Source organism: Tepidibacter formicigenes DSM 15518, assembly GCF_900142235.1.
GTDB classification, from domain to species: Bacteria; Bacillota; Clostridia; order Peptostreptococcales; family Peptostreptococcaceae; genus Tepidibacter; species Tepidibacter formicigenes.
Genome location: NZ_FRAE01000022.1, coordinates 15,727 through 38,598 on the forward strand (window position 1 = coordinate 15,727; position 22,872 = coordinate 38,598).

At 26.2% G+C, this 22,872-nt stretch carries 20 protein-coding genes, 1 rRNA gene and 1 pseudogene; 18 read left to right on the forward strand and 4 right to left on the reverse strand.

Going from position 1 to position 22,872, the window contains the following annotated elements; all coding sequences use genetic code 11:
* Positions 1 to 12: 12 nt before the first annotated feature.
* Positions 13 to 1,935: a sensor domain-containing protein gene (locus tag BUA77_RS05975; protein ID WP_072888277.1), complete on the reverse strand. Its 1,923-nt coding sequence runs from the start codon at positions 1,933 to 1,935 to the stop codon at positions 13 to 15.
* Between the two features lie 186 nt (positions 1,936 to 2,121).
* Here BUA77_RS05975 and BUA77_RS05980 point away from each other — a divergent pair, with 186 nt between their 5' ends.
* Genes BUA77_RS05980 through BUA77_RS05990 form a run of 3 tightly spaced genes read left to right on the forward strand, consistent with a single transcriptional unit; the run spans position 2,122 to position 4,019 of the window.
* Positions 2,122 to 2,964, forward strand: coding sequence for a DUF5685 family protein (locus tag BUA77_RS05980; protein WP_072888279.1), 843 nt, complete (start codon positions 2,122 to 2,124; stop codon positions 2,962 to 2,964).
* Complete coding sequence (locus tag BUA77_RS14535; protein ID WP_072888281.1) at positions 2,948 to 3,520, forward strand: J domain-containing protein; 573 nt, start codon at positions 2,948 to 2,950, stop codon at positions 3,518 to 3,520. Before BUA77_RS05980 ends, BUA77_RS14535 begins: the two co-directional genes overlap by 17 nt.
* Before the next feature lie 10 nt (positions 3,521 to 3,530).
* Entirely contained in the window at positions 3,531 to 4,019 is a 489-nt protein-coding gene (locus tag BUA77_RS05990) for a hypothetical protein (RefSeq protein WP_072888283.1), read from the forward strand.
* Here BUA77_RS05990 and BUA77_RS05995 read toward each other — a convergent pair.
* Complete coding sequence (locus BUA77_RS05995) at positions 4,014 to 4,754, reverse strand: HAD family hydrolase (RefSeq protein WP_072888285.1); 741 nt, start codon at positions 4,752 to 4,754, stop codon at positions 4,014 to 4,016. The genes BUA77_RS05990 and BUA77_RS05995 overlap by 6 nt on opposite strands.
* Before the next feature lie 493 nt (positions 4,755 to 5,247).
* Between BUA77_RS05995 and BUA77_RS13775 the strand changes: the two genes are divergently transcribed.
* The 5 genes and pseudogenes from BUA77_RS13775 to BUA77_RS06020 all read left to right on the forward strand — a co-directional run bounded on the left by BUA77_RS13775 (position 5,248) and on the right by BUA77_RS06020 (position 8,492).
* The gene (locus BUA77_RS13775; RefSeq protein WP_278280556.1) at positions 5,248 to 5,451 is read left to right on the forward strand and encodes an RNA polymerase sigma factor; all 204 of its coding nucleotides are present in this window, start codon (positions 5,248 to 5,250) and stop codon (positions 5,449 to 5,451) included.
* Positions 5,444 to 5,626: a hypothetical protein gene (locus BUA77_RS06005; RefSeq protein ID WP_072888287.1), complete on the forward strand. Its 183-nt coding sequence runs from the start codon at positions 5,444 to 5,446 to the stop codon at positions 5,624 to 5,626. The genes BUA77_RS13775 and BUA77_RS06005 overlap by 8 nt, the downstream gene beginning before the upstream one ends.
* Positions 5,627 to 6,232: 606 nt before the next feature.
* Positions 6,233 to 6,439 (forward strand): annotated as a pseudogene (locus tag BUA77_RS14805) (pre-peptidase C-terminal domain-containing protein); the annotation flags it as partial.
* A 48-nt stretch (positions 6,440 to 6,487) separates the two neighbouring features.
* Complete coding sequence (locus BUA77_RS06015) at positions 6,488 to 7,846, forward strand: RNase A-like domain-containing protein (protein WP_072888289.1); 1,359 nt, start codon at positions 6,488 to 6,490, stop codon at positions 7,844 to 7,846.
* A gap of 61 nt (positions 7,847 to 7,907) precedes the next feature.
* A complete protein-coding gene (locus BUA77_RS06020) occupies positions 7,908 to 8,492 on the forward strand; it encodes a hypothetical protein (RefSeq protein ID WP_072888291.1) in 585 nt (194 codons plus the stop codon).
* Between the two features lie 104 nt (positions 8,493 to 8,596).
* Here BUA77_RS06020 and BUA77_RS06025 read toward each other — a convergent pair whose 3' ends face one another.
* Positions 8,597 to 10,141, reverse strand: a complete 1,545-nt coding sequence (locus BUA77_RS06025) for an HD domain-containing phosphohydrolase (RefSeq protein ID WP_072888293.1) — start codon at positions 10,139 to 10,141, stop codon at positions 8,597 to 8,599.
* A gap of 253 nt (positions 10,142 to 10,394) precedes the next feature.
* On the opposite strand from BUA77_RS06025, the gene BUA77_RS06030 reads away from it, so the two are divergent.
* From BUA77_RS06030 to BUA77_RS06065, 8 genes are all read left to right on the forward strand, one after another.
* Positions 10,395 to 11,351, forward strand: coding sequence for a calcium/sodium antiporter (locus tag BUA77_RS06030; RefSeq protein WP_334292347.1), 957 nt, complete (start codon positions 10,395 to 10,397; stop codon positions 11,349 to 11,351).
* 112 nt (positions 11,352 to 11,463) lie between these two features.
* Complete coding sequence (locus tag BUA77_RS06035; protein ID WP_072888297.1) at positions 11,464 to 12,423, forward strand: ROK family protein; 960 nt, start codon at positions 11,464 to 11,466, stop codon at positions 12,421 to 12,423.
* 197 nt (positions 12,424 to 12,620) lie between these two features.
* On the forward strand, positions 12,621 to 13,703 hold the full coding sequence (xylF, locus tag BUA77_RS06040; RefSeq protein ID WP_072888299.1) for a D-xylose ABC transporter substrate-binding protein: 1,083 nt from the start codon (positions 12,621 to 12,623) through the stop codon (positions 13,701 to 13,703).
* 71 nt (positions 13,704 to 13,774) lie between these two features.
* Positions 13,775 to 15,313, forward strand: coding sequence for a xylose ABC transporter ATP-binding protein (locus BUA77_RS06045; RefSeq protein ID WP_072888300.1), 1,539 nt, complete (start codon positions 13,775 to 13,777; stop codon positions 15,311 to 15,313).
* The gene (locus BUA77_RS06050; protein WP_072888316.1) at positions 15,306 to 16,463 is read left to right on the forward strand and encodes a sugar ABC transporter permease; all 1,158 of its coding nucleotides are present in this window, start codon (positions 15,306 to 15,308) and stop codon (positions 16,461 to 16,463) included. Before BUA77_RS06045 ends, BUA77_RS06050 begins: the two co-directional genes overlap by 8 nt.
* Before the next feature lie 80 nt (positions 16,464 to 16,543).
* Positions 16,544 to 17,482 (forward strand): substrate-binding domain-containing protein, encoded by a 939-nt coding sequence (locus BUA77_RS06055; RefSeq protein ID WP_072888302.1) that lies wholly within the window; start codon positions 16,544 to 16,546, stop codon positions 17,480 to 17,482.
* Entirely contained in the window at positions 17,472 to 18,881 is a 1,410-nt protein-coding gene (locus BUA77_RS06060) for a sensor histidine kinase (RefSeq protein ID WP_072888304.1), read from the forward strand. The genes BUA77_RS06055 and BUA77_RS06060 overlap by 11 nt, the downstream gene beginning before the upstream one ends.
* A complete protein-coding gene (locus BUA77_RS06065; protein ID WP_072888306.1) occupies positions 18,874 to 20,337 on the forward strand; it encodes a response regulator in 1,464 nt (487 codons plus the stop codon). The genes BUA77_RS06060 and BUA77_RS06065 overlap by 8 nt, the downstream gene beginning before the upstream one ends.
* Positions 20,338 to 20,346: 9 nt before the next feature.
* On the opposite strand, the gene BUA77_RS06070 is transcribed toward BUA77_RS06065, so the two are convergent.
* The gene (locus tag BUA77_RS06070; protein WP_072888308.1) at positions 20,347 to 20,673 is read right to left on the reverse strand and encodes a hypothetical protein; all 327 of its coding nucleotides are present in this window, start codon (positions 20,671 to 20,673) and stop codon (positions 20,347 to 20,349) included.
* 183 nt (positions 20,674 to 20,856) lie between these two features.
* Here BUA77_RS06070 and BUA77_RS06075 point away from each other — a divergent pair, with 183 nt between their 5' ends.
* Together BUA77_RS06075 and BUA77_RS06080 are read left to right on the forward strand one after the other, a co-directional pair.
* Positions 20,857 to 22,257: an S-layer homology domain-containing protein gene (locus tag BUA77_RS06075; RefSeq protein WP_159428957.1), complete on the forward strand. Its 1,401-nt coding sequence runs from the start codon at positions 20,857 to 20,859 to the stop codon at positions 22,255 to 22,257.
* Between the two features lie 438 nt (positions 22,258 to 22,695).
* Positions 22,696 to 22,872 (forward strand): 16S ribosomal RNA (locus BUA77_RS06080); the annotation flags it as partial.

Sequence of the window (22,872 nt, forward strand, 5' to 3'; positions counted from 1 at the left end):
ATACCATAAGACTTATGAGCTTATGGTATTTTCTAATGCAATTGAACTATCGTTAATTAGTTTTGTAAATGAATCTGTATCTACTGGAGGACTGAATAAATATCCTTGAATTAAATTGCATTTATGGCTTTTAAAAAATTTTAATTGTTCATCAGTTTCTACGCCTTCTGCAATAAGGGTAAGATTTAGGCTTTTAGCCATGGCGATAATTGCTGAAACTATGTTGTTGTTATTTAAATCAATATTAAGATCCTTAGTAAAAGATCTATCTATTTTTAATTTTGAAATAGATAAGTTTTTAAGTTGAGCAAGGGAAGAATATCCTGTTCCAAAATCATCTATAGATATATTTAGCTTTAAATTTTTTAAATTATTAACTACATCCATTATATAATCTATATTTTCCATATATATACTTTCTGTAATTTCTAAATTCAGATATTCAGGATTAAGACCAGTTTCTCTTAATATATTTGAAACTAAATTTACAAAATCTTTTTGTCTTAACTGGCTAACGGATATATTAATAGAAATAAAAATATTTTCATATCCAAAATTATGCCATTTTTTAGTTTGAAGAGATGCAGTTCTTAAAACCCATTCACCAATTGAATTTATAAATCCTTTAGACTCAGCTATAGGTATGAACTTATTTGGAGGAACAAATCCAAGTTTAGGATGCTTCCATCTTAATAAAGCTTCAGCTCCTATAATTTTTTTAATATTTGTATCTATTATAGGCTGATAATAAATTTTGAATTCATTTCTTTTTAATGCATTTCTTAAGTGGTTTTCTAATATGAATTCTTCTTTTACTTTTTCATTTAAATCATTTGAATATAATTCGAATTTGTTTTTTCCACTGTTTTTTGCTTTATACATTGCCATATCAGCATTTTTTATTAATGTATCACTACTTATGCCATGGGTTGGATATAGAGATATTCCAATACTGCAAGAAATATGTAACTCATGATTATCTATAAAATAAGGTTCTTTAAAAATATCTATTATTTTTTGTGCTGTTTTTATTGAATCTTGAGTATTTTTAATCTGAGGAAGAAGTATTAAAAATTCGTCTCCACCAATTCTTGCAATTATATTATTTTTACCTACTTGTTTTTTTAATTGATTAGCAATTTTCTTAAGAAGTTTATCTCCTATAGAATGACCTAAATTATCATTTATCTTTTTAAAATCATCTAAATCTATAAACATTACCGATAGCATTTTCTTGTTTTTAGAGTATTTATTCAAATACCAATCTAGCTTTTCTTTAAAAAATGCTCTATTATAAAGTCCTGTAAGTGAATCTCTAAAAGCAAGATACTTAATCTTTTTTTCTTTATTTATGTTTTCAGTAATATCATATACAATTGAGTATAATAATTTTTTTCCGCCACAATTAATAGGACCACTATAAACTCTTACATGCTTTATTTCTCCATTTGATAAACGGTGTTTAAAATGAAAATTATTTTTTTGGTTATTTTTAATTTTTTTAAGATATGAAAATACTTTTTTATCATTAGAAACATTAATATCTGTTATTTTCATATTAGTTAGTTCATTTTTATCATATCCATAAAAGGAGCAAGCTGCTGGATTTGCATCTATTATATATCCACTATCTGGATCTATAATAAGCATTGTTAAATGGTTATTATTATATATACTCTTATAAAAGCTTTCTTGGTGTTTAATTTTTGAAATATATTTACCAATAAGCCTATAAAGAAGTACAGATGTTATAATAACGTAAAGTGAGCCTTTATATGTTTGCAATTTATCAAAATTAAAATAATAATTAAGAATACTATCTGATAATAAAATCCATGTAAGACCTGAAAAAAGATAAATAAATACTATTTTAAAAAGAATATTATTTTCATTAATATAATCTAGAGTTTTACTTTTAGTTTTTTTAATATTCATAAATAAGCTCCTTACTTTAGTTATAATAAATATATATTCTTATAATTTTTATCGGAGTATATATTAAAAATTTTATCTGGTAATTACTTCTTTAAGCTTTTGATTAAAATAAATATAGTTCTTGTATATAAAACCAGTAATGTATAAAATAATAATATGTAAATTTAAAATAGGCAGGTAAGACATATGTTTGGATATATTAGAATAAATAAAATGGAGCTAAAATTAAGAGAATATTATACATATAGAGGATATTATTGTGGACTTTGTAAATATTTAAAGGAAAATTTCGGAGAAATATCAAGACTTTCTTTAAATTACGATATCACCTTTTTAATAATATTATTATCTTCTATATATGAATTAAAATCTATAGTTACTAGAGAAAGATGCATTGCAAATCCTATACAAGAAAACTTAAGAATAATAAATGAAATTACAGAGTACGCATCAAATATGAACATTATATTAACTTATAATAAATTAAATGATAATTTAAAAGATGATAAAAGGATAAAAGATTATATTTACTATTTAGGATATAAACATGTATATAATAAAGCATATAATAAATATAAACAAAAATCAGATTATATAAATGAAAAATTAAATGAACTAAGTATTTTAGAAAAACAAAAATGTAATTCTATAGATGAAATGTCAAATATATTTGGATATATAATGGCTGAAATTTTTTCCTATAAAGATGATAAATATAAAGAAATATTAAAATCTATAGGATTTAATATAGGAAAATATATTTACATATTAGATGCTTATGAGGATTTAGATGAAGATTATAAAAAGAAAAGATACAATCCATTCATAGAATATATGCAAAAAAAAGATGAACTTAAACTTAAGGTTGAAAACTTATTATTAATGATACTCTCTTTTATAGAAGGAGATATAGAAAAATTAAATATAAAGAATAACAAAGGAATAATAGATAACATCATATACTCTGGAATGTATTTAAGATTTAAAAATATGCTAAAAGGAAGTGAAGAAAATGAGAAATCCATATGAAATATTAGGTGTTAGAAAAGGAGCTACTAAAGAAGAAGTAAAAAAAGCATATAAAGAACTTGCGAAAAAATATCACCCAGATAGGTATTTGGATAATCCTTTATCACATCTTGCAGAAGAGAAATTTAAGGAGATAAATGAAGCTTATGAAACTATAATGAAAGAAGTTGAAAATACAAACTATAATAACTATAATCAAAATGATTTTTATAAAGTAAGAGAGTATATAAGTAGGGGAGATTTTAGAACAGCTAGAAATATTCTTTCAAACATTAATGATAGAAATAGTGAGTGGTATTATTTAATGGGAATAACATCTATAAGACTTGGATTTTATGATCAAGGATATGATTTTATAAAAAGAGCATATTTTATGGAACCTAATAATATGGAATATAGAAATACTTATGAAAATATAATAAATAGACAAAGAGCATATTCTTCTAAAACTTATGAATATAATCGTGGAGGAGATATGTGTGATGTTTGTGTAAAGCTTTATTGCGCAGACTGTTGTTGTGAATGTTTAGGAGGAGATTTAATAGGCTGTTGTTAGGGGGAATACTATGAGTAAAAGGGTATCTTTTTTGGGAATACTTTTAGGAATTAATCAGATTTTTTTATTTTTTTCTAGCATAATTCCAACTAATAGGTTGTTTTTTTTAGGTATATCATCTCTTCCAATTTCTTTAGTAATAATAGAAAATGGATTTAAGAGTGGATTGTTGTTTTATACAGCTTCGGCTTTACTTTCTATAGTATTAATACCAAATAAAATATACTTAATTCCTTATATATTGTTTTTTGGTATATACGGGCTTATAAAGTATTTAATAGAAAAAAACAGAAATTTAATTATAGAGTATTCACTAAAATTTTTAAGTTTTAATATAATATTTTTTATAGGATATTCTATAATAAAAAATTTTATTTTCGTTAAAATAAATATAATTATTATTTTGATTTCTCAAGTATTTTTTTTAGCATATGATTATGCTTATGGATTATTTATAAATTATTATTATGAAAAAATAAAAGGGAAGATGGGGCTATAAATCCCCATTTTCAATTGATATGCTAACACTAGGGTCTAAATTATATATGACATCTTTTCTTTCAACTATAATTTTTGTATTTTTAGAAAGATAAGGGTCCTTCTTTATGTTGCATAAAAGTTCTTTTGCGGGATTTATAGCTACTGGATTTCCTACTCTTTTGAGCATTGTGAAGTCTCCATTAGTATCTCCATAAGCAAAAGATTTTTCTAAATCTAAATCATATTTTTTTACAAAGTTATTTATTGCTTTATTTTTACTTTCTGAATCCCACATAGGAATAACTTTACCTGTAAATATATCATTTTCAAATATATAGTTACTTCCTATATAATCTGTTACATTATATTTTTTAGCCATTTTTCTTACTAGAAAATCTGGACTGCCAGATATGAATATAACTATATGATTATTATTTACGTGATACTTTATTTTAGAGCGAGTATATCTATATACTCTTTCAGCTTTTAAATTGATTACCTGTTTACTGGTAAAATCTATACTTCTTTTAGTAAGTCCTTTTATAGAATTTATATATATTTCTGCTAGTTCTAGTAAATAATCATCATAGTTTCCCTGCCTTTTATCCCAGTTTAAAAAAGTTTTTTTTGCATGAGAGTGCCAAAGAGAAGGATCGATTATATCGTATTTAATAAGTTTTTTAAAATGTTCAACCATTAATGAATCTCTATATAAAGTTCCATCGATATCGAAAAAAGCTGCTATTTTTTTCATCAAGTCACCACCTTTATAAGATATAATAATATTATTTTACTATAATAAATAGAAAATTATAAATTACATTTATTATAACATTTATTTAATTAAAAATAGTATTTTAAATATACTATGAAAATATTATGCAAGAAGGTGAATGAATGGAGTTTTTATTTGCTAAAGTAACAAATTCTAGGCTTATGGGAAGTATTGTTTACTCAATTTAAAATAAATAATAATCATGTTAAAAAAGAAGAGTATTTGATAAGTGAAGATATATTTATTTAGATGATATTTTTAATGAAAAATATGGAAATTATATAAATCTAGAAAATGAATATTTATTTCCAGAATCTATAATATATGAATTTGCAGAAAATGGATATGGTAATTTTTATGATTTTATTAAAAAATAATTTGTAAAATAGATTTAGTAGATAATACTGAAGTATTAGATATTGAAATAGAAAGTACTAAAAGTAAAGTAATTGAAAAAGTACATAAAAAAGAAATTAGAAATAAAGTAAGAAATTCTATTTTGAAATTAGATATAAAATATAAAGAAGTTATTTTTTTAAGATACTATAATGAACTATCTTGCAATGAAATTGCTAATAAATTAAACTTAAATGTAAATACAGTTATAACTAGGATAAATAGAGCAAAAAGGATATTAAATAATTTATTAAAGGCAGAAGGTGAAACATATGAATAAAAAAGATGAAATAGATATTTTACTAGAAGATATTTTAAAAGAAGAAGTAGATAATGTTAATATTTCTGGTAAAGAAATTGAGTTTGAGTGGAGAAAGTTTCAAAAATTACAAAGAGAAAAAAACAAAAAAAATCTAATGAATGTAAAAAGTTTATTTGGATTGCAGCTGCATTAGCTTGTATTTGTTTTACTTTAATGGATTCTTTTCCTTCAAATGAATTAATTTTACATAAAATATTTACTCAAAAATATAAACATAAAGAATTAAATGTTATTTATTTAGAATAAAAATACACTTAAAAAAATATATAAGGAACAAGTCGAAAAAGCTTATTAACAAGCTGCTTTGACTTGTTTTTTATTTTTTTGATTTTTTCAAAAAAATTTAAAAAAAGTGAAATTTTTTTGAATTTCGATTGTCTTTATTTATGTGAAGAGATTTTATTAAATTTTTAAATGGCCATTTGAAAGTGAAAATCTCAATATAGTAGTATCACTTTATGTATACGATGATGACTATGACAGAATTGCAAGATCAACTAGTGGTGGAGATGGAGACCAAGAACTAATAGAAAGATTACCTGTAAGAGGTGGAAGGTATTATTACATAAAAATTGAAGGTGCTGGAAGACGTGATTATGATAGAAATCATTCGTATCATGTAAGAGCAAAATGGTATTCTTCTGGAGGTAGTAGAGTAGACAAAGATAGATATGAAGATAATAATGATTTTGATGAAGCAACAAGATTAAGTGGAGACTCAAATACTATATATGCTACTATACATGACGATGATGATAGAGATTATTATAGAATTGAAGTCGAAAGAGAAAGTACAATAAGAATAGATTTAACTAATATTCCGAGAAGATTAGACTATGACTTAAAACTATACGATGACGATGAAGATAAAATAGATTCTTCTATAAATAATGATGGAGAAGATGAACATATAGAAAAAACTTTACGTCCAGGAAGATATTATATAAGAGTTCATGGTTGTGGAAGTGATTACGATGAAGATCATAAATACAGATTGAGTTATTCAATAGAAGGTTCATCTGTTGCTGATTCTACATTAAAAAATATAATAAAAGTTACTTACAAATATAAAGGTGAAGAACAGAATGTATATTTCTTAAATGCAGGTATTGAAGATGGAACAATTAAATTTTATGAAGATACAATAGTTAAGATTCAAACTTCATTAACGCAAGCTATACCGTATATTATGTCCGGAGGAAATTTAGTACAAGCATTAACAATTGGTACAAATATCCCTAGTCCAAGTGATATAAATAGAAGTTCATCATCACGAAGAACAAGAAGAAGTATAAGGGATTTTGATTTATCCCTTAAAATAGATCTTGATAAAATTGAAAATATGGTCAAAGATTTTATATATAGTGATGCTTTTGGTATAGACAGACATTGTTTTACAGAAAATGAGATTACAATGATAAATAAAGGTATAGTTACTGCAATAGGCTCAGACTATAGCTTTGGTATAACCGATTTATCTAATAAAGGTCTAGGAAAACTAACAGAATGGTTTGGCGAAACTAATATTGTAAAAGCTAATCAAAAAGATTATTATTATTGTTATGGTGAAACTCAAGCGCATATTGCTGTAATGGCATTAGCCTATGTTGAAAATGAAGTGATTAGAAAAAATTATAGTTGGGTTAAAGATCAAATTAATAACTTAAAAAATATTAAAATATCATTGCCTAGAATAAACTATGATTCAGCAAAAGTAGCACTTGCTGGTGCTGGAGGATCATGGGGAGTAAGTGTAAGTTCTGCTGAAGTAGCTGTTGGTAAAGTTGGTGGAACATTTGCTGTTGGTTTTTATTTAGCTTCTCAACTTGGCGGATATAAAGCTAGTATGAACTTACCTGATTCTCAACGTAGAATGAATCGTACTTCTAAAAAAAGTAGTTCAGAAATAAAACAAGTTGCTAATAATCGTTCAGAATTAGAAGAATTAGCAAAAGATCGTAATGGACATATGCAGGAAAGACATGTTAAAGTTAATGATAGAGATATTAAAAATAGAAGTAAAAATGTACCTAATAGACCTGCAACAAGATGGAAAAGTAAAGATACATTGTTAAATACTTTAGAAGAGATGTTGAAAAATAATAGTGATGATATTGCGAATTGGATAGACGGTAAAAACAGAAACTTTAATAATAGAAATGTACAATTTATAACAGGTCGAAATGGAGAGCGTAGATTAAGAATAGAATACATAGGAAATAATTCTTTAGGTTTTGGTTATAGAAATGGGAATGTAATTCCTAAAGAACAGATTAAAAATGCTATATTTGTTTTACAAGAAAGTCCAAATAAATATGGATTTGAATTTATCACAGGATACCCTTGTAAATAAATTAGTTTATAGTATTTAAAAATATATTATTTGTAGAATATTATTAAAAGGAGTTGAATATATGATAGAGAATTCAAATATTAAGAGAAAAAGATTAATAGAGAGTTTAAATAGTGTTGACTTTAAACTAGTATTAATTGACAATCATCCTATAATAAAAATTAAAGAAGAACTAGTTGATAAGGTATATCAAGATGAAAATGACGTTAGAATTAAATGTTTTGAATTTGGAGAAGATTTTATAAAAATATTGAGAAAAGAGAAATTTGATAATATATTTGTACAAGCTTTATTTCATACAGAGCCTTTAGTGAATTTTTTTGAAAATAAATATGTTGATTATGAACATATAAATGAATGTTATTATGAAATAAAAACAAATGAGAAAGATATAAAAGACACTTTTATACATCATTTTGAAGTTGGAGGTGCTATGAAAACTTTAGAAACAGAAGAAGAGTCTATAGAGCTTTCTAAAAGATTGTATAATGTTATTTGTGAGAATATAAATTCAGATTTATATCTTTATTTCACACCAGGAGTGTGGAATGATTATTTCTTTGGTATAGCCTGGGATAGGACGTATATAATAGTAAATATTACTACAAGAAAACTGTGGGTTATGTGCTTTACAGATACAGATTAAAATACATTATATAGCAATAAGTATTTTAGCATTATAATAATATAATGGATTCTATAAATCAATTTGAAGTTTACACAAATTTATTTATAGAATCCTTGTTTATATTATAAAGCAAAGCTTTTTTTAAATTCCATATCTTCATTCAAAACTTCTATGAAACAGTCCACTATAGTAGGATCAAATTGAGAACCTTTATTTTCATTTAATATATCAACAGCTTGGTCTATATTAAATTTACTTCTATAACATCTATCTGATGTCATAGCATCAAAAGCATCAGCAACAGCTATTATTTTAGATTCTAAAGGAATATCATTTCCTTTAAATCCTAAAGGATAACCTTTACCATCTATTCTTTCGTGATGGAATCTTACTATGTGTTTTATATTGTCCATATAAGATATTTTTTCTAAAATTTTATATCCTTTTTCAGGATGAGTTTTTATTATATCAAACTCATCATCAGTTAATCTTTCTGGTTTATTTAGAATAGATTCAGGAATTCCAAGTTTTCCTATATCATGAATTAATGCTGCAACTTCAATTTCTCTTATGTTTTTCAAATTAAGTTTTTTAGCTATTTTTTTAGAGTAGTTAGCAACTCTATGAGAATGACCAACGGTATAGCTATCTTTTACTTCTAATGAAACCATAATAGCTTCTATTATTTCTATATAATTTTTGTTGTTTTCATCAATTTTTTCTTTTATTGTCTTTGAAAGATTATTTACTGAATTAGACAGCATATCAAACTCTTCAATGTTGGTATTTGAATTTAATTTAATATTATAATTGCCCTTTGATATTAAATCTATTTGATGAACTGTAGATTTAATCTTAGAATTTATAGTCTCAAATATTCTATTCATAAAATAAATAAATATTAATAACATTATGAAAAATATTATTAAAAATATAATATGTATTTTGTAAAAATAATCTTTTATATTATCTTTTTTTGGGATTATTTTTATAAAACCTAATGTTTCATTATTGTTATTTTTTAAAGGAATATAAGTTGAATATTTAATATTAAAATATATATTTTTATTAGATAGAAAAGTTAAACTTTCAAAATTATAAATTTTTTTTATTAAGTTTTCTAATTTTGATGTATCTATTCTATCTGCAATTATCATGTATCCAGAAGGAGCTTTATTTCCTAGGCCATCAAAAATAGGAGAAGAAGATATAATGTAAAAATTAGAATCAATATTTACTAAGTCTGTATACTGCTGAGAATTTTTGAATGTTGAATTTATTATATCTATTTTATTTATATTAAGGTCTATATCATATTTTGAATAATTTATAATAGGAGTTTTATCTTTATCTAATATTTTAATAAAATCATAATCATATTGACTTGAAAAATAATATACTAAATTATTATTAATCCAATCTATATTTTTATTTTCTACTGCATTATAAATTTCATTCCAATAAGAATTTTCTAGAACTATATTGGATAAAGAATATTTTTCGTTTTCTAGTAAAGTTTGGATTATATTTATTTGAGTATCTTTATACTTTTTTTCGATAGATAAAAAGCCTTTATTCAAAAATAGTTTTGTTAAAATTGAGAAAATACTAAAGAAAAGTATTAAAATAGCAATCATTGTAATTAAATAATGCTTTTTTAAATTCATACTATTTATCCTCTCTAGTAAAAAATTTATAATTTCAATATTAATTGTAATTATAATGAAATTATATTGTAATAATATTGTAACATTTCATAGAAGATTTTGGAATAAGGGAAAGGATGGTATTATATTTTGTGCATTTTTTTATAAAATAGATTAGAAAGATTGATACTAATAGATAAGGTTAATAATATAATTGTATTTCACAAGAAAAGTAGTATACTATATTAGAGGTTATTTTTTACATAAAGAAAGGATGATCTATTTGGATTATTTAGTATTAATAGCAGGATTTATATTTTTAATAAAAGGGGCAGATTTTTTTGTAGATGGATCTTCATCAATAGCAAAAAAGTTTAGGGTTCCCCCTATACTTATAGGGCTTACTATTGTTGCGTTCGGTACAAGTGCTCCTGAAGCGGCAGTAAGTATAAATGCTGCACTTAAGGGTTCAAATGAAATTGCACTTGGTAATGTTATAGGCTCTAATTTATTTAATTTTTTACTTGTAATAGGAATATCTTCTGTGATAAATCCTATGAAAGTTCAAAAAGGAACTATATTAAAGGAATTTCCTTTTACTATTTTAACTTCGCTAGTATTGTTTATACTGTGTGCAGATATACCATTACAAGGAGCTAGTGTTGATATATTATCTAGAGCTGATGGACTTATACTTTTATCTTTATTTTTAATATTTTTATATTATCTTGTAGAGATGGCAATACTCTCAAAAGAAGATTATAAAGAGGAAGTAAAAGATATATCATTAGGTAAAAGTATAATAATTAGCATAGTAGGAATAATAGGAATAATGTTTGGATCAGAATGGGTAGTAAATGCAAGCTCTTCTATTGCTATAAGATTTGGAATGAGTCAAAATTTAGTAGGACTTACTATTGTAGCGGTTGGAACATCTCTTCCAGAACTTGTAACATCTATTGTAGCAGCATTTAAAAACGAAAGTGATATTGCAATGGGAAATGTTATAGGTTCTAATATGTTTAACTTATTATTTGTACTTGGAATATCATCAGTTATAAGACCTATTCCTATAAATTCTATTATATTTGTTGATATGATTTATCTTTTGATAGTTACTATAATAACTTATTTATTTGCTATAACAAAGAGAACTGTATATAGAGGAGAAGGAATGTTTTTAAGCTTATCTTATGTAGTATATATGGCATTTATAATAATGAGAAATTAAGCCACTTGAGTTTTCAAGTGGTTTTGTTTTTTTTGTCAAAAAATATTGACCCACTGTTGACAACTTGATAGAATAAGTTTAATATTTATAAAAATTATAGGGGTGTATACATATGACAGATTTATATTGCGCTATTGATTTAGGCGGAACTAAAATTAATATAGGTATTATGACTAAAAATGGAGAAGTTCTAGATGACATTAAAATCTTAACTGAAGTAGAAAAAGGACCAGAAAATGCTATTAAAAATATAAAAAATGCTATTTATGAATTATTAAAGAAACTTAATTTAAAAAAAGAAGATTTAAAAGGAATAGGAATAGGTTCTCCTGGGCCTTTAGATAGTGAAAGAGGAGTAATAATAGAAAGTGCAAATTTAAAAGGTTGGAAAAATGTTGAAATAGTAAAAAATCTTTCAGGTGATTTTAAAAATATTCCTATAAAGCTTGAAAATGACGGAAATGCAGCTGCTTTAGGTGAATATTTATTTGGGTTTGGGAAAGGTTCGAGAAACTTTATATACATAACAGTTAGCACAGGAGTAGGTGGAGGAGCCGTAATAGACGGAAAACTCCAAAAGGGAGGAAATTCAAATGCATTTGAAGTAGGTCATACAATTATAAGTATTAATGGGCCTAAGTGCAACTGTGGAAATAATGGATGCTTAGAAGCATTTGCTTCAGGAACTGCTATAGAAAGAATTGCAGAGGAAAAGCTTTTAGAGGGAAGAGAAAGTTTAATTTCTCAAATTAAAGGAAAAGGAAAATTAAAGGCTGAACATGTATTTGAAGCAGCAAAAAAAGGTGATAAGCTAGCACTTGAAATAGTAGAAAATGAAGGGTATTATCTTGGCATAGGACTTTTTAATATAATGGCTCTTTATAATCCAGAAAAAATAAGTATAGGTGGAGGAGTTTCAAACGCTTTAGAAATGTTCTATGATAAGATGATAGAAACTATCAATAATATGTCTTTAAAAGCCAGCACACAAATATGTAAGATAGAAAAAGCTCAAAGAAAGGATTGTGGCTTAGTAGGGGCTGGAGCATTAGCTTTTTATGAAAAAAGGTAGGACAAGTGTCTTACCTTTTTTGCTGTTTTATTAACTATAGAGCAAAAAAGTGAAGGGTAAAAAAATGAATTTTTTGAAAATTGACTAAAAAGTGAAGATAGACGACAATTATTTTAATTGTTAAGGTGATATAATAAAATCATCAAAGGAAAACATTTTCACAACAAGGAAAACATTTTCAAGAGGAGGTTATATTAATGGCTTTTAAAAAATTAAAAAAAACAGTGGCTGTTTTATCTATAGCAGCTCTTACTATGGGAGTTTTTGCTGGATGTGGTCAAAGTGTTGAAGAACAAACAAGTGATAATGGAGCAAATGATGACAAAATTGTTATAGGATTTTCAATGGATACTTTAAAGGAAGAAAGATGGCAAAAGGATAGAGATGTATTAATGGCTAGAGCTAAAGAGCTTGGTGTAGAAATATTAATACAAGCTGCTAACGGTGATGACAATAAGCAAATAGCACAAGCAGAAAATTTAATTTCTCAAGGTGTAGATGTTTTAATGGTTGCACCACACAATGCTGAAGTTGCAGCATCAATTGTTGAAGCTGCACATGAAGAAGGAATACCAGTTCTTTCTTATGATAGATTAATAAAAAATTCTGATGTAGACGTTTATGTATCTTTTGATAATGAAAAAGTTGGTAGACTTCAAGCTGAATATATAACTAAACTTGTTCCAAAAGGAAACTATGTCTATATAGGAGGAGCTCCTACAGATAATAATGCTCACTTATTCAAAAAAGGTGCCATGGATATACTAAAACCATTTATAGATAAAGGAGATATAAATTTAGTTTACGATCAAATGTCTAAAGACTGGCAGCCATCAGAAGCTCAAAAGCATATGGAAAATGCCTTAACTGCTAATAAAAATAAAGTTGATGCTGTAATTTGTGCTAATGATGGTACTGGTGGAGGAGCTATTTCAGCACTTGCTGAGCAACAATTAGCTGGTAAGGTACCTGTAACAGGTCAAGATGCAGAGCTTGCAGCTTGTCAAAGAATAGTTGAAGGTCTTCAAAGCATGACAGTGTATAAACCAATACCAAAGCTTGCTGAAACTGCTTTAGACACTGCTATTAAGCTTGCTAAAAAGGAAGAAGTAGAAACAAACAATAAAGTAAACAATGGTAAAATAGATGTTCCATCTGTACTTCTTGAACCTGTAGTTGTAGATAAAGAAAATATGATGGATACAATAGTAAAAGATAACTATCATCCATTTGAAGAAATTTATAAAAACATACCAGAAGATCAAAGACCAAAACAATAATATTAATTTATAAATAAAGGGGTTAGTTTTTCTAACCTCTTTATTTAAATAAGTCATTAGGAGGTGGCCCTATGAGTGAATATATTTTAGAAATGAGGGGAATAACTAAAGAATTTCCTGGTGTTAAAGCATTAGATAATGTAAATTTTAAAGTTAAAAAAGGGGAAGTACATGCTCTATGTGGAGAAAATGGGGCTGGTAAATCTACTTTAATGAAAGTATTAAGTGGTGTTTATCCTTATGGCAGCTATAGTGGAGATATAGTATTAAAAGATGAAGTTCAAAAGTTTTATGGAATAAAAGATTCAGAAAAAAAGAAAATAGCTATAGTGTATCAAGAATTGGCACTTGTTCCTCAAATGACAGTTGCTGAAAATATATATTTAGCTAATGAGCCTCTAAAGTTTGGAAGTACTACAATAGATGATGATAAATTAAATTATATGGCTAAAGATTTAATAGATAGATTAGGTCTTAATATAAACCCTTCTACTAAAGTAGGAACTTTAGGAGTAGGTATTCAACAGTTAGTAGAAATCGCTAAGGCTTTATCCAAGGATGTAGAAGTATTAATACTTGATGAGCCTACAGCAGCACTTACTGAAAGTGAGGTTGAAACTTTATTTAGAATAATAAAGGAGCTTAAAAAAACAGGAATAACTTTTATAATAATCACTCATAAGCTTGAGGAAATATTTGAAATAGCAGATACTGTAACTATTCTAAGAGATGGACAAACAATATCATCTCATGATATAGAAGAGTTAGATGAGGATAAAATAATACAAAAAATGGTAGGGAGAGAACTTACAGAAAGATATCCAAAGGTAGTTCATAAAGGTGAAGAAACAATACTTGAAGTAAAAAACTTTACTGTTTATGACCCAAACAATCCAGATAAAAAGCTTGTTGATGATGTTTCTTTTAACGTTAAAAAAGGAGAGATACTTGGGATATCAGGACTTGTTGGTGCTGGTAGAACAGAGCTTATTATGGGTATTTTTGGAGCATATGGAAAATTAGCAGAGGGTGAAATTTATTTAGAAAATAATAAAGTTGAAATCAATTCACCTATGGATGCCATAAAGAATGGGCTTGCATTGGTGACTGAAGATAGAAAGGGAAATGGATTAGTACTTAGCCAAAGTATTATGGTTAACACTACCTTGGCTTCACTAGATAAGGTTTTAACGGGTGGAATATTAGATGAAAACAAAGAGATTTATCATACAAATAAATATGTAGATGAGCTTAAAACTAAAACTCCTCATATTGAGCAAAAAGTAGGGAACTTATCTGGAGGAAACCAGCAAAAAGTTGTACTTGCAAAATGGCTAATGACAGAACCTAAAATTTTATTCCTAGATGAACCTACAAGAGGTATAGATGTAGGGGCTAAATATGAGATATATAATATAATGAATCAGTTAGTAGAAAAGGGAGTTGCTGTTGTAATGATTTCATCAGAGCTTCCAGAAATATTAGGGATGTCAGATAGGATACTTGTAATGCATGAAGGTAAAATTAAAGGTGAATTAAATTATGAAGATGCGACCCAAGAGGAAGTAATGTACTTTGCGACAGGAAGGAGAAGTGAAAAAAATGAGTAAAGCTTCTATTAAAGATATACAAAAAAGACAAATAGATATTAGAAAGTATACTATGATTATAGCTCTTGTTGGTATATGGATTTTATTTAGCTTTCTTGATAAGAGTGGAACTTTTTTAACACCTAGAAATATGTCAAATCTATTTAAACAAATGGCTGTAACAGCGGTATTGGCCATGGGTATGTTTATGATATTAGTAGACTTACACATAGATTTATCATTAGGATCATTAGTTGGATTGACTGGTGGGGTTTGTGCATTACTTATGTATAAATTAGGATTAAATCCATTTATAGCAATAATACTTACCATGGCTTTAGGGGTAGTATGTGGAGTTATAACAGGTACATGGGTAAACGCAGGAGTTCCAGCGTTTATAGCATCTTTAGGTGGTATGCTTGCTTATAGAGGAGCAATAATGGGAATATCTAGAGGAGAATCAATTCCTATAAGTGATGCTGGATTTAGATTTTTAGGAACTGCTTATGTGCCAAAAACTTTAGGATTAATAATTGCGATAATAGCATGTATATTTGTTGTAATAAGTGCTTTTAAGAAAAGAAATGCTAGAATTAAATTTGGATTTAAAGTTAAATCTATGGCTTTAGAAATAATTTATTTAGTTATATATGTAGCTATAATTATGGGATTTGTTTTACTTATGAATTCATATAAAGGAATTCCAATGCCAATAATGATAGTATTAGGCTTAGCTTTAATATTAAGCTTTGTAGCAACTAAAACAAAATTTGGAAGACAGGTATTTGCAATAGGAGGAAATAAAGAAGCAGCAAGGCTTTCAGGTATAGATATAAAGAAAAGAACTCTTCAAATATTTATAATATCTGGACTTATGGCAGCTATTGCTGGGATATTATTAACTGCAAGATTAGGAACAGCTACAACAGACGCTGGTAATGGATTTGAGCTTGATGCAGTTGCATCTTGTGTTATAGGAGGAACATCACTTCTTGGAGGAGAAGGGACTATAATTGGAGCTGTTTTAGGTGCTCTTGTTATGGCATCTATAGATAATGGAATGAGTATATTAAATACTGAGGCATATTGGCAGTTAATAGTGAAAGGGTTAATATTAGTAATAGCTGTATTTGTAGATATTTACAATAAAAAGAAGGGAAGAACATTTTAAAAATAGAATATATATTTTTAATAATAATAAAAAGAACCCTGAAAAATATATTTCAGGGTTTTTGTATATTGGGGGATATTATGAAGAAGTATATAGTTATTTTAACCATTTTTATGATTGTTATAACAATTTTTTTAAATCCAAGATCTATGTTAAAAAAAAATCAAAATCAATATTATATAAAAACAGGTAAATATCATTTTGCGCTTATATTAAAACAAGAAGATTCATATTGGACTAGAGTTGAAGAAGGAGCAAGAGATGCAGCAAAAGAATTAGGTGTTACAATAACTGTATTAAAAAATGAGTACTTTGATAAATCTACTCATTTAGATTTTATAGATAGAGAACTGGAATCTAATGTAGATGGAATAATTTCATATTCATTAAATGAAGAAAGCTATAAAAATTTAATAGATAAATGTATAAAAAAAGGTGTACAGTTTGTCACAGTAGAAGAAGATACACCAAAAAGTAAAAGGAATGCCTATATAGGAACAAATAGCTATTATATAGGAAATTTACTGGCTAATAGATTATTAGAGAGTATAGATTATAGAGGAAATATAGGGGTTATAATGGAAAATAAAGAAGACGGCTTAAAGCTTATAGGAATACATGATGAAATAATAAAAAATAAAAATGTATCTATTGTAGATACGAGCTATATAGATAGTAAAGGAATAAATACATATGAAGTTATAAAGAATATGATAATAAAAAATAGAGATTTAAAAGGATTAATTTGTACAGATGGTTATGCAACATCAACGGCTGGAAAAGTATTAGTAAGACTTAATAAGGTTGGTAAAATTAAAATTGTAGGAATGGATGACTTAGAAGAAACACTAAGATTTATAAAAATAGGAGTTATTGAAGGAAGCTTAGTTAGAAATCCATATGATATAGGATATAAAGCAGTTAAAGCAATGTATAAAATAAAGAAAAATGAATTTGTAGAAGATACTATATTTACAAATCTAAAATATGTAAACAAGGAGACGCTAAATGAAGAGTAAATTTGTATCTATAAAAGAAAAACTTATAGTTAGTTATTTGATAATAATAATAATTTCAGCTTGGATAAGCAGTTATAGTATATATATAATTTATGATGTATCAAAAGAATACAATAACTTAATTGAGAACATATTTATATTAAATAAAATACAGGTTCATATAATAGAAAGTAAGAAGAACTTAGATAAATTTCTTTTAACAAGATCTAGAGATTATATAGATGAGATATATTATTCTATAGATGATACGAAATTTAGTGTTTATAAATTTCAAAATAAAAGAATTTCAGAACAAAATTACATGAGATGCAAAGACTTATATAATATGATATATAATTATGAAAACTATTGTGAGGATACATTTAGAATAGCTTTATCATCTTATGATGAAAGCTACATGAAAAATTATAATAATGCAAATAAAGTATATGGATATATATTAAAGGTAATAGGAGAAATTAATAATAATTTATTTGAAGATGCATTTATTAACTATAATAATATATTAAAATATAATCAAAATCTAATTAAAGTACTTTTGTTTATGGTAATATTTATATCTTCGACAAGCTTAATATTCACTTATGTATTTTCCATGAAAATAGTAAAAAGCATAAATTCACTAACTAAAGGTGCAAAACAAGTAGCTAGTGGAAATTTTAATATAGAAAAAATAAATATAAACTCAAATGATGAAGTGGGAATACTATCTAAAGCCTTTAATAAAATGGTTGAAAATATAAAGAATCTTTTAGAAGAAATTAAAAAGAAAACAGAGTTAGAAAAGGAAGCTCATTTTTTAGCACTTCAATCACAAATAAATCCTCACTTTTTATTTAACACTTTAAATGTGATTGCTAAAACATCTTTAATTGAAGGTGCAGACAAAACTTGTGATTTAATAGAGTCATTATCTGATATTTTAAGATATAATTTAAGAAAAATAGATAGTAGTGTACAGCTTAAAGAAGAAATAAGAAATTTAAAAGAATATATACATATTCAAAAAACAAGATTTTTAGACAGGGTAGAGTTTATAGAGGAAATAGATGAAAGCATTTTAGGTTATAAGATACCTTCACTCACTATACAGCCAATAGTAGAAAATTCCTTTATGCATGGTTTAGAAGGAAAAGAAGATAAAGGAATAATAAAACTTATTGCAAAAGATGAAAAGGAATATATACACATAAAAGTAATAGATAATGGAAAAGGATTTGATTTAGATTACAAAAATAAGCCTATAAAAAAAGGACATACCACAGGAATAGGATTAAATAACATAAAAGAAAGGCTGAATATATTTTTTAAAGGAAAAAGTGAAATTTATATAAAAAACTTAGATGAAGGATGCCTTGTAGGTATTAAAATTCCAAAGGTAGGAGATGTAGATGCATAGAATTTTATTAGCAGATGATGAGCCTATAGAAAGAGAAGGATTTAAATTAATAATAAATAAGAACTTCCAAAATATAAATATAGTAGGAGAAGCTAAAAATGGAAGAGAAGTCATAGAGCTTGTTGATGAATTAAGACCTGATATAGTTTTTTTAGATATAAAAATGCCAGGAATAGATGGAATAGAAGCTGCAAAAGAGATAAGAAAAAAATATAAAGATATTAGAATTATTATGGTTTCAGCGTATGATTATTTTTCTTATGCAAAAGAAAGCTTTGCTATAGGCGCTTATGATTATTTATTAAAACCAGTAAGAAGAGCAAAGTTAGTACAAGTATTAGAAAATATAATAAATGAAATAGAAAAAGAAAAGGAAGATAGAAAGGAAAAATTTAAGCTTAAAGAGGAACTTTCGGAAATAAAAAATATACTTGAGGAAAAGCTTGTATCAATAATAATGGAAGAAAATATAGAAAATATAAAAAATAAATTAAATATTTTAAATTTGAAACTAGATATGTATTGTATTATAGCTGTAGAAGGAGAAGAAAAATTATCACAAGAGAATTTTTTGAATTTATATAGAGAAATAACTAGGAATTTTAAACATATAGAAAGAACTATCGTATCAGTTTACAATAATGTAGTATATGTTTTAATAGACTTAGACAACATCCAAAGAGATTATACAGAAAAGAGAAATAAAATATATAATTTGATATTAAATAAATACAATATAAAAACAAAAATAGGTATTTGTATTGGAAAAGATATAAATAATATAAAAGAAAATATACTGAAAGTGAAAGCTAAAAGTCTAATGAACAACTTTAATAACATACAAGGTGAAAGAGATATTAATATTGATTATAAAATTAATATAATAAAAGAAGTAGAAAAAGGAGACAAAGATGCCTTTGAAAATCTAAAAGATATAATTTGGGAAGAAGAAAATGCATATAATTTATATGAACTTTTGAGTATGTTAAGATTTAACATATACAGTAAAACAAAAAAATTTTATTTTGAAGATATAATGCTTAGAATTAAAAAAAATAAAGGTAATTTAAAATCTGTAAAAAAAGATATAATAGAATCAATAGAAAAATATTTTTTAGAAATAAATAATGATAAAAATGAATTAGTTGAGTTGGCTAAAAATTATATATTTAAAAATTATAATAAAGACATAAAATTAGAAGATATAGCTCAAAGATTAGCTATAAGCCCTTATTATTTGAGTAAGCTTTTTAAACAAGAAACAGGAAAAAATTTTATAGATTTTTTAACTGAAATTAGAATAGAGGAATCTAAGAAAATGCTCCTTGATGGAAAAAGTATAAAGAACATATCAAAATCTATTGGATATAGTGATCCTAACTATTTTAGTAGAGTTTTTAAAAAGATAACTGGCATAAGTCCAACTAAATATAAAGAAAAGGAAAAAGGCAGATAAAACTGCCTTTTATTCTTCATCCTCTTCTTCTTCACAATAATAATCCATATCCATCATAGGATTCATACCCATAGGGTACATACCCATCATAGGATTCATACCCATATGGTGCATACCTGGTTGTTGCATACCCATCATAGGATATACATAAACCATATATGCCATAGGCTTCATCATATTCATTTCATCCATATCCATCATAGGATTCATACCCATCATGGGATACATTCCCATATGATACATACTCATCATAGGGCACATATAATGCATACCCATCATAGGATTCATCATATCCATTTCCATTTTATATTTTTTATCTTTTTTATAATGATGCATAACCATACCTCCAGATATAAATTTTTTTCCCTCCATACATATATATTAAATAATGAATAAAAGTGTTACATAAAAAGGTAACTTAAATTTTAAGATAAAATTAAGATTAATATATGAGGGACTATGATAAAATATATGTATATCCTTATATTGGATATTCATAAAAAGGAAGGGGAGTTTAAATTGAAAAAGTTAAAATTATTATTAGCCATGGCTGTAATTGTTATATTATCTTTCACAAGTGTAGCTATGGCACAAGAGAAAAATACAGTTACTCGTATTGAATTTATAAAAATGGCCATGGATTTAGCTAAGATAGAGCTGGTAGACTCAACTGAAACTTCATTTAAAGATATAAAAGCTGAAGATATACCTTACGTAGAAACAGCAGTGAAAAATAAAATATCATCAGGATATGGTGATATGTTTAAACCAGAGAAAAATATTACAAAAGAAGAAGCAGTAACAATACTTGTAAGAGCTTTAGGAGAAGAAGCAATTGCTAAGAGAATGGATACAGAACATATAGAAATTGTATATGATGAGTTAGTATCTTCTTGGGCAAAGTCATACATAGTATACGGTATAAAAGCAGGAATTATAGAAGAAGGTGGAAAGTTCAATCCAAAAGAATTATTAACACAAGAAGAAGCTAAAAAAATTATAGATAAGGCAGCAAACTATTATAATACTTCTTTAACGAGAGAAGGATTAACAGCTGTTAAAATGCTAGATAATGCAACTAAAAACTTAATGGATAAAAAAACATATAAATGTGAAATGACTATGAATATTAATGGAAAAGTTAAATCTGAAGAAGATGAACAGCCTATAAATATGATTATGAATCAAGAGGCTCAATTTGAAGCTCCAGAAACTATGTATGTTAAGCAAAATGTAGTAGTAAAAGATCAAGAATCAGGAGAAGTTAAAACTAATTCAGAAGTTTTTATGAAAGATAGAATTATGTATATAAAATCTGAAGGTGAAGAAAAATGGTTTAAAATGGATATGAATCCTATGATGAACGAATTACAAGGTTTAACTGGGCAAAATTTTAATAATGTGGGTGTATCTAAAGAACAGTTAGAAATGTTTGGAATGTATGCTAAATATGATAAAGATGTTACTTTAGATGGTAAGAATTATTATGTAATATCTATAGATATAGATAAAGATGCATTTAAAGAAATTATGAAACAATTTGCTGATAAAGCAGCAGATATGGCTGTAGAACAGGTTGCTAACATTGAAGATGAACAAAATAAAGATAGTGAAGAAATAGAAAATTTTGCATCTGATGAGCAAAATAAAGAAATGGTTAAGCAAATGATAAAATCAATGATTGAGAATATGGATATGGAAATAGGATATAAATATTATATTGAAAAAGAGACTAAAATGTATGATAAAATGGATATAAAAATGAACATGAATATGAATATGTTTGGAATGACTAGTGAAATGAATTATATTGGAAATGGAAAGTATTATGATTTTGGGAAAGAAGTACAATTTCCTGAGATAAAAGAAAATGATATACAAACGATGGATGATTTGATGAACGATAATATAGAAGAGTAAAATAAGAAACTGGTTGGTTAAATGGCTAACCAGTTTTTTTGATTTTAATATTGTTTTTCATCTTTAAGGAAATTATAACTAACTTATGGATAACATTGATAAAAAAGTGAAAGTAACAACTAGTTTTGAGCAACAGAGTTCGTCAGAACTCGTTGGCGATATGAGTCATGCGATAGCATGAAGTGAATTATTTAGTTTAGATAATAAATATTTTTTTTAAAAAAAATTAAAAAAGTGTTGACGTAATAAAATAAAGATGATATATTATTACTTGTCGTTAAGACAGGAAATAATTGAACTTTGAAAATTAAACAGTAGGTCATAATGAATCACACTAAGTGATTCTGGATATAAAACACATAAGCCAGTTTGAGCAACGGAAATTCGTTAGAATTTCGTTGGCGAAATGGAGTCAATGCGTAGCATTAGACGAAATTTTATTTTGAGAGTTTGATCCTGGCTCAGGATGAACGCTGGCGGCGTGCCTAACACATGCAAGTCGAGCGAGGAGATAAGAGCTTGCTCTTTGATCCTAGCGGCGGACGGGTGAGTAACGCGTGGGTAACCTGCCCTATACACATGGATAACATACCGAAAGGTATGCTAATACAAGAT